We start from the raw sequence: 11,530 nt of genomic DNA on the forward strand, positions 1-11,530 counted from the left end.
TATGTGCGCTGTGGTCCAGTTGGGCGCGCTGCGATCAGCGCGTGCCGTCGACGCCAATGACGTCGTTGCAGGCCTGCTCGAAGCGGGCGAAGCCTTCGTCGAGATCCGCTTCGGGAATGATGAGCGACGGCGCGAAGCGCAGCACGTCCGGCCCCGCAATCAGCATCATCACGCCGCGATTCGCCGCCGCCGCGTTGAAGTCCTTGGCGCGGCCGGCAAAGCGCGCGTTCAGCTCGGCGCCGATCAGAAGACCCTTGCCGCGCACTTCCTTGAACATGTCGAAGCGTTCGTTGATCTTCGCAAGCTTGGCGCGAATCGCTTCGCCGCGTGCACGCACGCCTGCGAGCAGCGCCGGATCGCTCACCAGTTCGACTACCTTGCCCGCAATCGCGGCGCCCAGCGGATTGCCGCCGTAGGTCGTGCCATGCACGCCTACCTTGAAGTGCGCGGCGATCGCTTCGGTCGTGAGCATCGCGCCGATCGGAAAGCCGTTGCCGAGCGCCTTGGCCGTCGTGAGGATGTCGGGCGTGACGCCCGTATCCTCGTAGGCGTAGAAGTGCCCCGTGCGGCCCACGCCCGTTTGCACTTCGTCGAAAATCAGCAGCGCGCCGTGCGCGTCGCACGCTTCGCGCAGCGCGCGCAGGAAGGCCGGATCGGCGGGAATCACGCCGCCCTCGCCCTGCACCGGCTCGACGATCACGGCGCAGGTCTGCGCGCCGATCGCGCGCTTCGCCGCTTCGATATCGTTGTATGGCAGATGCGTGATGCCGCCCGGCACGGGGCCAAAGCCTTCCGAATACTTGGGCTGGCCGCCCACGCTCACGGTGAAGAACGTGCGGCCATGGAACGACTGCGTGAACGAGACGATCTCGAACTTGTCAGCGCCGTGGCGATCGAAGGCCACGCGGCGCGCGAGCTTGAGCGCCGCCTCATTGGCTTCCGCGCCCGAGTTCGCGAAGAACGCGCGGTCGGCGAACGTCAGTGCTTCGAGTTGTTGTGCGAGGCGCAGCACCGGCTCATTGGTGTAGCCGTTGCCGATGTGCCAGAGCTTGCTGCCCTGCTCCTGCAGCACGCGCAGCAGTTCCGGGTGCGCGTGGCCGAGCGAAGTCACGGCGATACCGCACGCGAAGTCGATGTAATCGCGGCCCTCTGTGTCCCACACGCGCGAGCCTTCACCCCGGTCGGGCACGAACGGCGCTGGCGAGAAACACGGCACCATCACTTCGTCGAAGGTCTTGCGGCTCACAGTCTGGTCGTTCATGGCGATTCCTCTATTACGCAGTGCGTGTCGAATTCGGGGTCGATGTGCGTTGGGGCCGTGCCCTTTCGCTCAGGTAGTTCGTGCAGTGTAGGCAAGCTGCGCGCAAACGTCTTGCGCAGGCGCGACGCGTTTTTTCGTACGGAAGCTGCAAGGTCCGCGCACTGGCCGCGCCGCGGCCAGGTTTCACTCAACTTCCGGCGGCTCGACGAGCGCGCCCGCGCGCGGCTCGGCGGCGGCCCCGCCGTGCTGGCGCTCGATCCAGTTGCGGCGGTCCTCGCGCGGCGTGACGCCAAAGCGCTCGCGGTACGCATTCGAAAAATGCGCCGCCGAAGAAAACCCGCACGCGAGACTGATCTGCACCACCGACTTGCTCGTGCGCTGCAACTGCGAGCGCGCCTTGGCAAGGCGCAGGCCCAGGTAGTACTTGGAAGGCATCGCGCCGAGGTACTGGCGAAAGAGCCGCTCGAGTTGACGCCGCGAGACGCCCACGAGATTCGCGATCTCGTCGGTCGTGAGCGGGTCTTCGATGTTCGCTTCCATCAGCTTGAGCGCGTCGTTCAGGCGCGGATGCCGCTCGCCCGGTGCGGTCACGAACGGAATGCGCTGCCGCTCGTCGCCGCTGCGCAGCGTGCTTGCGCCCAGCGCGTCGGCAATGCGTTCGGCCAGTTCCGGGCCGTGGTCGCGGCCGATCATCGCGAGCATGAAGTCGAGCGTGGCCTGGCCACCCGCGCAAGTCGCGCGGTCGCGGTCGATTTCGTAGATGTGCTGCGTGACGATGGTGCGCTCGAACTGCTCCGCGAACTGCTGGAACGTCTCCCAGTTCGCGGCCACGCGGTAGCCCTGCAACTGCCCCGCCATCGCGAGCCACCAGATGCCGTGGTGAATGCCCGTGACGAGCGGCGTGCGCTGGCCCACGCGCGCGAGGCTCGCGAGAAACAGGCGGAAGTCGGCGAACTGCTGGTAGCGCTCGGTCACGACGATGAGCCAGTCGCACGACACCGCGTCGCCAAACGCGCAGTCGGCGGGCCATTGCGCGCCGCCCGCCAGCGGCACGGGGCGGCCGTTCCACGAGCACATTTGCCAGCGGTACAGCGCGCGGCCGTCGATTTCGTTGGCGAGATTGAGCGCATCGACGATCGGGCCCACGCCCGACATCGAAACGGGCGGGAGCGCGACGATCGCGACCTGGGTGGTGCGGCCGGCGCGCGCGAGCGGCGCCTGGCCGCCGGGCGCGGCGGCAGGAACGGAAGCGGGATGGAGAACGGTGGGACGGACCATCGGCAAGACGGGGCGCGCGACTCAACGCGCCGCTTACTTGAGGCTGCCCGAGAGGAACTGGCGCAGGCGATCGCTCTTCGGCGCGCCGAGCACATCCGCGGGCGCGCCCTCTTCCTCCGTGCGCCCCTGGTGCAGGAACATCACATGATTCGAGACGTTGCGCGCAAAGCCCATTTCGTGCGTCACGACAATCATCGTGCGGCCTTCTTCGGCAAGCTTTTGCATGACCTTGAGCACTTCGCCCACGAGCTCGGGGTCGAGCGCCGAAGTCGGCTCGTCGAACAGCATCACGTCGGGATGCATGGCAAGCGCACGCGCAATCGCCACGCGCTGCTGCTGCCCGCCCGAAAGATGCGAGGGATATTGCTTCTCCACGCGAGGCGCGAGGCCCACCTTCTCCAGATACTCCCGCGCGCGCTCCTCGGCTTCCTTGCGCGGCACGCCCAGCACGTGCAACGGCGCTTCCATCACGTTCTCGAGCACGTTCATGTGCGACCACAGGTTGAAATGCTGGAACACCATTGCGAGCTTGGTGCGGATGCGTTGCAGTTGCTTGTGGTCGGCCACGTCCAGGTCGCCGTTGCGGCCCGCCTTCGTGCGCACGGCCTCGCCGTCCACGACGATCTCGCCGGCGTTCGGCTTCTCGAGGAAATTGATGCAGCGCAGGAACGTGCTCTTGCCCGAGCCGCTCGCGCCGATGATGCTGATCACGTCGCCCTTCTTCGCGTCGAGCGAGACGCCTTTGAGCACCTCGTTGTCGCCGTAGCGCTTGTGGATGTCGCGCGCGACGAGCTTGCTATCTGAGGATTGCGTCTGAGCCAAGATGGTCTCCAGTTTCCGAGGTTCCGGTGTTCCGGTGAATCAGCGGGTGCGCACGGCGAGATGGCCGAGCCAGCGTTTTTCGGCGCGGCGGAACGCGGCCACCAGCACGAACGATACCGCACAGTAGATCAGCGCCGCGAGGCCGAACGACTCGAACGAGCGGTAGGTGGCCGAGTTGGCGTCGCGCGCGACCTTGAGGATGTCGGGCACCGTCGCGGTGAAGGCCACCGTGGTCGCGTGCAGCATCAGGATCACTTCGTTACTGTACAGCGGCAGTGCGCGGCGCAGCGCCGAAGGCAGGATCACGCGCCAGTACATCGTGAACGGGCTCATGCCGTAGGCGCGCGCCGCTTCCACTTCGCCGTGTGAGGTGGCGCGAATCGCGCCCGCGAAAATCTCTGTCGTATACGCGCAGGTGTTGAGCGCAAACGCGAGCACCGCACAGTTCAGGCCGCTGCGAAAGAACGCGTCGAGGAGCGGCTCCGCGCGAATGAACGCGAGACTGTACACGCCCGTGTAGATGAGCAGCAACTGCACATAAAGCGGCGTGCCGCGAAACACATAGGTGTAAAAGCGCACCGGCAGCGAAAGCCAGCGTTTGCTCGACACACGCGCCACGGCGAGCGGCACCGCGCACACGAAGCCGAAAGCCACGGATATTACGAGCAGCCAGAGCGTCATCGCGAGGCCCGACACATGCTCGCCGTCCCAGTAGAGGAACGCGCGGCCAAATTGCTGAATGATTTCGTTCATGGCGGGCGTTTTCCTCAGAGTTGCGCGTGACGCACGCCCACCGAATAGCGGCGTTCGAGCCAGATCAGCGCGAAGTTCGAGAGCGTGGTGATCGCGAGGTAGATGAGCGCCGCGATCACGAGGAAGAAGAACAGGTTGAAGGTGCTGCGGCCCGCGTCCTGGGCGGCCTTCACGACATCGGCGAGACCGATGATCGAGACGAGCGCCGTCGCCTTCACGAGCACCTGCCAGTTGTTGCCGATGCCGGGCAGCGCGAAACGCATCATCTGCGGAAAGAGGATGCGGGCGAACACACGCGCGCCGCTCATGCCGTAGGCGTGGCCCGCTTCGAGCTGGCCGCGCGGCACGGCGAGAAACGCGCCGCGGAAGGTCTCGGTGAAGTACGCGCCGTAGATGAAACCGAGCGTGACGACGCCGGCCACGAACGGATCGATGTCGATCTGCGCCATGCCGAGCGCGTCGGTGGCCTCGTTCACGCCGATCTGGATGCTATAGAAGAGCAGCAGCATCAGCACGAGGTCGGGCACCGAGCGGATCAGCGTCGTGTAAGCGGTCGCCACGGCCGCGAGCGGCCGGTTGAACGAGAGCTTGGCCGCCGCGCCGGCAAGGCCTAGCAGGACAGCCACGCCGAGCGAGAGAAGCGAAAGCTCGATGGTCTGGATCGTGCCGGCGAGCAGCACCGGGCCAAAGCCGTAAAGGATCACGCGCGTCTCCGGATCAAGTCGTTTTGTCGTGTCGGGCGGCCTCGCGCGGCCTGTGAGCGCCGGCGAAACCGATGAACTGGCGCGGATCGTCTCAGTGCAAAATAGATTGCTCAAACTGGCACGGCGTGAATATTGCACTGCAGCATTGCGGTGCCGCGCATGGGCGCACGCGGATCGGGCCCGCGCAGCCGCGGGCCCGATGCTTTTGAAAGGTGAAAAAAAATGCCCCGGCACGCGGGGCGTGCGGGGCATTTACGCAAGTTTGGGGTCGCTTTTTCGATAGGTGCGCGGCGCGCGCCCAGCGGCCCTGCCGCGCTTACGCGGCGCGCGTATGCGTGCCGCGCGCGCTGAGCGCACGGGCGTTCGCGCCAATCAGCTTTTCGGCGAGCGCGCCGAAAAGCAGGCCGATCGTGGTCCAGAGAATCACCTGCATACCGATCGACGCCGTGCGGAACTTCCACAGCAGCACGGCCGGGAAGGCGGCGGGCACCTCGTTGACCGCCGGCAGCGCGAACTGGACCGCGCCGATCACGACGACGAACAGCACGAGCGCCACGATCGAAGCATTCCACCCGCCAAGGCGCGGCACGAAGACCGCGCGCACCTTGAGCGAGAACACCGACACGGCGATCGAGATCGCGACCATCAGGAAGAAGAGCCCGGTTCGATAGCCGATCGTCTCCGGGTCCCCGACCGAGGGCGGGTTCGCCGGGTACTTGATGCTCGGCACCATGTAGATCGCGACGAACGCCGCGAGCGCGAGCCAGGCCGAGAGCGCGCGCGGCGAAAGACGCCCTACGCGTCCGTTCGCATACGCGAAGACGAGCGCAAAGAGGCCGCCGATCGATGCGCCATAGACCATCACGCCCGTGAAGAGCCCGAGGCTCGCCTGGGTCTTGCGGCTCACGATTTCGGGTTCGGGGGCTTCACCCTTCGCGGCATCGAGCTTTTGTTCGAGGGAAATCGCCTGATCGACTTGGGGCTCGCCCACGATCTTCGCGAAGCCGAACGTGAGAAGTCCCGCGGCGATGCCTGCGAGCATGCCGCGTACCAGCAACTTGCCGACCATGTTCAGCTCCCGGTCAGTGGCAGGGAAAGCCGAGCAGGTGGCGGCCGTCGTGAACGAATTCGTGGACGTACATGCCCGGGACGATCGAGGTCGCGCCTTGCTCGGCGCCCACGAAGTACAGGGCCAGCAGCAGCATGAGGCCGCCGAAGATCGCCCAGGGCAGGATCTCCCGCAGCGCAATGGGTGCCGGCGCGGCCGGTGCGTGCTGCAGGGGGAATGCGGTGTCGGACATGCTGACTTCTCCTGGGGTAACGCGCCCCGCTAGTCGTTGAAAAAGTGGTTCACGACGCGCGGGTCTGACTCCCGTTGCTTCGATTCAATCGAAATTCAATCGACGGCAACCAGTTACAGTGGCGCGACCGCGCCGGACTTGCACCGGCTTCCGCGTGTCGTGGAGCCTGTATTCTACGCGCTACGACAACGGGCTGCGGACCGGATGTCAGCTACAGGGAAGTGATACGTAAGGAAAAGCATGCCGACGACAGTCTGGCTGATCAGTCATGCGGCGAATGCCGCACAGCGCTCGGGAACATTCCCGCAAGCGCCTGTAGCGGACGATGAAGCCGAAGAAGCGCTCGACGCCCGCGCACTCGCGGCGCTTGCTGCTTGGCGCGAGCGCTGGCACGCGCGCCTGGCCGGTGGCGAGCGCAATGGCGAGGCGCAACGCGCGGTGACGAGTCCCGCTGCGGTCGCGCGAGCGAGCGCACACGCGGCCGGCTTCGCCGGGGCAACGCCAATCAGCACCCTCGCCGACACGGCCTTTGGCGCGTGGCAAGGCAAGCGCCTCGCGGATCTTGCCCATGAAGCGCCCGACGCCCTTGCCGCCTGGACACGCGACCCCGCTTTCAGGCCGCCAGGCGGGGGCGAATCGTTCGACGATGTTCGCGAGCGCGTTAGCGCCTGGCTCGATGCGATCCCCAGCTCCGCTACCGACATGGTCGCCTTCACCCATGCAAGTGTGATGCGCGCGGCGATTCTTCACGCGCTGGGCGCGCCGTCGTCGGGTTTGCGCTCGATCGAAATCGCGCCGCTTTCCGTCGTAGCGCTACGCCGCAGCCAGCACGGCTGGGTGTGGCTCGCGGCAATGGGCTGAGACCAGACACCGCATTCCTTGATCTGTGTACGTGCGCCGCGAACATCGCGCGTATCAACGCGTTGACACATACGCACTCGAAGCCTAGCATCCGTGATGTATCAACCACGTAGATACACCACGATCAGGTATGGACATCAAACTCAATACCTTATTGGCCAAACAGCCAATTCAGTACGAGGACGAAATGGCGATACAAACCCTGAAGCGTTGGGGAAACAGCCTTGCGGTGCGCATTCCAGCCAGCCTTGCCAGCAAACTGTCGTTGGCGGAGGGGCAGGAAGTCGAGGTGGAAGTCGAAGATGGGTCGCTCACGGTTCGCCCGCATACGGCGATCCGGCGCTTCTCGCGCGAGCGCTATTTGCAGCAGTTGCGCGAGCGCAAGCTCGAGCCGCACCCGCTCATCGACTTCGGACAGCCGCAAGGGACCGAAATCGGCGGACCCGATGACCCCACGCGTTTCGACCCATGGTAAGGAACGCATGAAGAACGGCACACCAGACGCAGGCGACATCCTCTGGCTCAACGTCGGTCCAGGCGCAGGCAGTGAGCAGGAAGGCTATCGCCCTGTCCTCGTCCTGACCGACGCCGAGTTCAACGGACTCACAACCCGCTTCGTCGGCCTGCCGATTACCCGCACCGTTCACGGGTGGGAGTCGGAAATCCCGATCAGCGGCTTGGCCAGCCCCTGCGTCGCAATGGCCGACCAGGTCACGACGCTTTCGCTCGCGGGCAGAGTCTGGCGGCACAAGGGGGAATCGGCGAGCGCGGAGGAACTGGAGGCGGCGAAGTTCGCCGTCGCCGGCATTCTGGATCTGTAGCCGGCAATGCAGTAGCAGAAAGAAGCCGAAGCGCCCTAGTCCAGTCCCAACTGCGCCTTGATGGCCGGCATCATGTACTGCACGGCCGCGCGCCCTTCTTCAATGGCGGGGCCGGCGCGATGAAAGTCGAAAATCCCCATGCCGCCCAGGCGCGGCTGGATCAGCACGTCGGCGGGCTCGCCCGCCAGGCGGCTGCGCGTAATGCGCACCTGCATGATGTCGATACTCTGGGCTACCGAACTCAACACGGAAGGCACGCGCGTGCTAGGCGGCGGCGCCACGCGCACGTCCGGCCCGCCTGCCGCGCCGGGACCGGCCGGCTGCAGCCAGCGCGGGAAGCGCTTGCCGTTGCGGCGCAGAAGCGGTTCATGCGCCGCTTCAGCGCTTTCTGCGCCATTGGCGCCGTGATTCACCGCCCCTGCAGCCGATGCGGCCGTCGCCGCGTCGCTCGCCTCCACGGGCAACTCGCGCGGCATCGTGTCGATCGCGCCGCCCAGGTCGCGGCCGTTGAGAATGTCGTGATTCAGGTCGATGGCGATCACGGTGTCGGCACGCATCGCGCGCGCGGCGGACACCGGCACCGGGTTGCTCAGCCCGCCGTCGACGAGCCACACGCCGTCATGCCAGATCGGCGTGAAGATGCCGGGAATCGCAATCGACGCGCGCACGGCGTCCACCACGCCGCCTTCGCGCAGCCAGACCTCGCGCCCGGTGTCGAGTTCGGTGGCGACCGCCGTGAACGGCAACTTCAGGTCATCGATCGAGCGGCCATTGAACTGGTGCGCAAACAGGTCGATCACCTTGCGCCCGCCGAGCAGCCCGCCCGAAAAACGCAAGTCGAGCAGACGCACCACAGTCTGCCAGGTGAGCTTGCCCACCCAGTCCTCGAGCCAGTCGAGATCGCCGTTTGCGTATACGGCGCCAACCAGCGCGCCGATCGACGTGCCGCACACTACGTCGGGCTTGATGCCCGCTTCCTCGAGCGCGCGAATCGCGCCGATATGCGCCCAACCGCGCGCCGCGCCCCCGCCGAGCACGAGCCCCACACGCTTGGGCCGTCTCCGGTTCATCATGCGCGCCTCCTTGCGTGATCGTGAGTCAACTGGGTCAGCGCCCGCGGATCACGTCCGAGCGCGAGGTCGTCGTGACCCGCCCGTCCGGTCCGAAATGCACGTTGAAATACGCTTCGGGCGTCACGCCCCCTTCCAGCCACTTCCAGCTCCACACCGTCTCCTTCTTCAAGCGGTAGCCGGCCACCTGCCCCGGCTTGCCGAGCAGGCGCCGCACCTCGTCCTCGCTCATGCCAACGCGGATCTTCGCAAAGTTTTCCGCCGTCAGCGCCTGGGTAATGGCCACGAGCCGCCCGTTCGGGCCGATGTCGACCATCCAGGTCTTGAGGCCCTGCGGACCGCGCGGATACTCGAGGCGGCGCGAACCGTCGTCGAACACGCGCTCGGTTTCGGGCTGGCCCATCTGCTCGCGCACCTGCTCGAACGTGGAGACGCCAGGCGTGAGCCCCCTGAGCAGTAGCGCGTCGGGCTTGACCGAATCGATGAACGTCTTGAATCCCTGCCAGATGGAATGGAACATGGCGCCGAGCTGGTGATCGTTGCAGCCGGAAAGCATGAACGCCGCCATGGCGGCGCATGCGAGCGCGAGCGAACGCGTGGATGAAAACGTGGGCTTCATGTCCCTGATAACGCATCAACATGGGCTTGCGCCTACGCGTGCGCGAAGAACCCGCGCGCGCCGGCATGCCCACAATGTACCGTCAATGGACCTGATCGTGCCGTGAGCCCCGCTTCGAGCCCACCTGCGCGGAGACCTTCGTCACGGCAGGCAGCGCCTCCCCGGACTGCGGACCATGGCGCAATGCGCGACGCGCGCGAACGATTTCCGCGACCTGCCACGTAATCAGCGCGAGCACGCCGAACACCACTTCGCGCATGCGCTTGACGAGCGCGAGCGAGAACGCCACTTCCTGGCTCACGCCAAAGAGTTGCGCGAGCAGCACCACGGCGACTTCCTGCACGCCGAGGCCGGCAGGCACCATGAAAGCGGCATGGCGCACGGCCTGCGTGATGGCTTCGATGGCGAGCGCATCGCCCACCGAGACCGGATGGCCGAGCAGCGCGAGCGCCCACCATGTCTCGAACGCCCCGAGCATATAGCCGGCGAGCTGCCAGAAGAAGGCGCGAAACATGAGGCCGGTGCGCGACATCAGCGCGTCGAGATCGGCGTCGAGCTGCTTGCCGTCGAGGCCGACCATGAGCGGATTGTCAGTGCCGAGCAGGCGCGCGGCCCAGCGTTCGATCGCATGAAATACGCCGCCGCGACGCAGCAGGAATACGGCAAGCACGGGCAACGGCGCCGAGAGCAGGAGCGCGAGTGCGATCGTGACGATGGTGCGCAGCGACCCGCCGTCGCCAGTGGCCGCGACGATCAGCACGACACCGAGCGCCGAGAACGCATATTGCACGGCGATCGTCACGAACACCTCGACAATCACCGAAGCCGTCACCTCGCTCGCATTGCGCACCTTCCAGCGCGCGAGGCGAATGCCGACGAGCTCGCCGCCGACGCCCACCACGGGCAACAGCCGGTTCACGGCCTCGCGCACGGTCGCGGTCCACCAGAGGAAGCTGAGCGGCGCGCGCTTGTCGAGCAGGAGGCGCCACGCGTGCGCATCGAGCAGAAGCGGCAGCGCGTGGAATGGCACGAGCCACAGCAGCATGGGGCCAGCTGTGCCGATTACGCGCAGCACATCGTGCGCGCCGTTATGGACGACGAGACCGATCAGAATGGCGATGCCGACCGGCAGGCCAAGCCACTGCAGCCACTTCATGACGCTCGCACCTCGGAGCCGCGCGACGCGGCGGAACCTGAGCCCGAAGCCGCGCTGAAAAACACATCGGTAAAGCCGCCACGGCGCACGCCTGCTTGCGCGAGCGCTGCGGCCACGCGCGGCGAGATCAGCGCGCCGAATTCGTCGGCGTGGCGATAGGTGCGCATCGACGGCGTGATGGGCGCCTCAACCGCTTCATCGGCGAGCGCCGGGTGGCAGTAGATCTCGCCTACACCTTGTGCGGGCAGATGCGCGAGCGCGTCGAGCACGGCGGCCTCGTCCATTGCGCCCGTCTTTGCGATGCCGACTACATAGTCGTTGTGGGCGATGCCCGCTCGAGCCAGGCGCGCGCGCACGAGCGCGAGCCAGGGCTTCAGCGCGAACGGCGCGCCCGCCTCGAGCGGCAGACGCATCGCGCGCAAACCATAGTCGCGGCCGATCTCGAGGATCAGCGCGAGCACCGTGGGGTGCAAATGAAAATGCTTGTGCGTATTCACGTGATCGAGCGCGAGCCCGGTCGCCGCGAACGCTTCGAACTGCGCGCGTATTTCCTTCGCGAGCTGCCTGCGTACATGCGGCAGGAAGAAGAAGCGCACGCCGTCGCGAACCATGTTGTCGCCAAACCGCCCTTGCGCATCGACGAGCGCGGGGATCTGCGCGCGCGGCAGCATCGCCGCGCCGTCCGCCAGCACCAGATGCAGCCCCACGCGCAAACCCGGCGTGCGGCGCGCCCGCGCTACGGCATCGAGCGCGGCGGGCGCGGCCACCATCAGGCTCGCGCAGTCGAGCACGCCCTCGCGATGCGCACGCTCCACCGCCGCATTGACCCGCTCGTGCAGGCCAAAGTCGTCGGCGGTGAAGATCACCGCGCGAGCATCGCGGGA

14 protein-coding genes and 1 riboswitch are annotated in these 11,530 nt (G+C 66.4%); of the genes, 3 read left to right on the plus strand and 11 right to left on the minus strand.

Annotated elements, in window-relative coordinates:
* Positions 1-34: 34 nt before the first annotated feature.
* The 7 genes from U5A52_RS26670 to U5A52_RS26700 all read right to left on the minus strand — a co-directional run bounded on the left by U5A52_RS26670 (position 35) and on the right by U5A52_RS26700 (position 6,119).
* Positions 35-1,261 carry an aspartate aminotransferase family protein gene (locus U5A52_RS26670; RefSeq protein WP_321936786.1) on the minus strand — a complete coding sequence of 409 codons (1,227 nt, stop codon included), beginning with the start codon at positions 1,259-1,261 and terminating at the stop codon, positions 35-37.
* A gap of 183 nt (positions 1,262-1,444) precedes the next feature.
* Positions 1,445-2,416, minus strand: a complete 972-nt coding sequence (locus U5A52_RS26675; RefSeq protein WP_321936796.1) for a GlxA family transcriptional regulator — start codon at positions 2,414-2,416, stop codon at positions 1,445-1,447.
* A gap of 156 nt (positions 2,417-2,572) precedes the next feature.
* Positions 2,573-3,364 carry an ABC transporter ATP-binding protein gene (locus U5A52_RS26680; protein ID WP_415765882.1) on the minus strand — a complete coding sequence of 264 codons (792 nt, stop codon included), beginning with the start codon at positions 3,362-3,364 and terminating at the stop codon, positions 2,573-2,575.
* Between the two features lie 36 nt (positions 3,365-3,400).
* Positions 3,401-4,114: an ABC transporter permease gene (locus U5A52_RS26685; RefSeq protein ID WP_321914174.1), complete on the minus strand. Its 714-nt coding sequence runs from the start codon at positions 4,112-4,114 to the stop codon at positions 3,401-3,403.
* A 14-nt stretch (positions 4,115-4,128) separates the two neighbouring features.
* On the minus strand, positions 4,129-4,818 hold the full coding sequence (locus tag U5A52_RS26690) for an ABC transporter permease (RefSeq protein ID WP_158758057.1): 690 nt from the start codon (positions 4,816-4,818) through the stop codon (positions 4,129-4,131).
* 316 nt (positions 4,819-5,134) lie between these two features.
* Positions 5,135-5,887, minus strand: coding sequence for a CbtA family protein (locus U5A52_RS26695; RefSeq protein WP_321936787.1), 753 nt, complete (start codon positions 5,885-5,887; stop codon positions 5,135-5,137).
* A gap of 13 nt (positions 5,888-5,900) precedes the next feature.
* On the minus strand, positions 5,901-6,119 hold the full coding sequence (locus U5A52_RS26700) for a CbtB domain-containing protein (protein WP_321914171.1): 219 nt from the start codon (positions 6,117-6,119) through the stop codon (positions 5,901-5,903).
* Positions 6,120-6,158: 39 nt separating this feature from the next.
* Positions 6,159-6,328, minus strand: a riboswitch (cobalamin riboswitch).
* Positions 6,329-6,359: 31 nt separating this feature from the next.
* Between U5A52_RS26700 and U5A52_RS26705 the strand changes: the two genes are divergently transcribed.
* The 3 genes from U5A52_RS26705 (at position 6,360) to U5A52_RS26715 (ending at position 7,801) form a co-directional block, all read left to right on the plus strand.
* The gene (locus U5A52_RS26705; RefSeq protein ID WP_321936788.1) at positions 6,360-6,980 is read left to right on the plus strand and encodes a histidine phosphatase family protein; all 621 of its coding nucleotides are present in this window, start codon (positions 6,360-6,362) and stop codon (positions 6,978-6,980) included.
* Between the two features lie 130 nt (positions 6,981-7,110).
* Positions 7,111-7,455 (plus strand): AbrB/MazE/SpoVT family DNA-binding domain-containing protein, encoded by a 345-nt coding sequence (locus tag U5A52_RS26710; RefSeq protein WP_321914168.1) that lies wholly within the window; start codon positions 7,111-7,113, stop codon positions 7,453-7,455.
* A 7-nt stretch (positions 7,456-7,462) separates the two neighbouring features.
* Positions 7,463-7,801, plus strand: coding sequence for a type II toxin-antitoxin system PemK/MazF family toxin (locus tag U5A52_RS26715; RefSeq protein ID WP_321914167.1), 339 nt, complete (start codon positions 7,463-7,465; stop codon positions 7,799-7,801).
* A 35-nt stretch (positions 7,802-7,836) separates the two neighbouring features.
* On the opposite strand, the gene U5A52_RS26720 is transcribed toward U5A52_RS26715, so the two are convergent.
* The 4 genes from U5A52_RS26720 to hpnK form a co-directional block, all read right to left on the minus strand.
* A complete protein-coding gene (locus U5A52_RS26720; RefSeq protein WP_321914166.1) occupies positions 7,837-8,874 on the minus strand; it encodes a patatin-like phospholipase family protein in 1,038 nt (345 codons plus the stop codon).
* A gap of 34 nt (positions 8,875-8,908) precedes the next feature.
* Positions 8,909-9,490 (minus strand): hypothetical protein, encoded by a 582-nt coding sequence (locus tag U5A52_RS26725; protein WP_415765829.1) that lies wholly within the window; start codon positions 9,488-9,490, stop codon positions 8,909-8,911.
* An 82-nt stretch (positions 9,491-9,572) separates the two neighbouring features.
* The gene (locus tag U5A52_RS26730; protein WP_321936789.1) at positions 9,573-10,646 is read right to left on the minus strand and encodes a lysylphosphatidylglycerol synthase domain-containing protein; all 1,074 of its coding nucleotides are present in this window, start codon (positions 10,644-10,646) and stop codon (positions 9,573-9,575) included.
* Positions 10,643-11,530: hopanoid biosynthesis-associated protein HpnK (hpnK, locus tag U5A52_RS26735; RefSeq protein WP_321936790.1), on the minus strand; the 888-nt coding region annotated here is incomplete at its 5' end. The genes U5A52_RS26730 and hpnK, both read right to left, overlap by 4 nt.

This window comes from Paraburkholderia sp. J8-2, from assembly GCF_905220195.1.
In the GTDB taxonomy this organism is placed as follows: domain Bacteria; phylum Pseudomonadota; class Gammaproteobacteria; order Burkholderiales; family Burkholderiaceae; genus Paraburkholderia.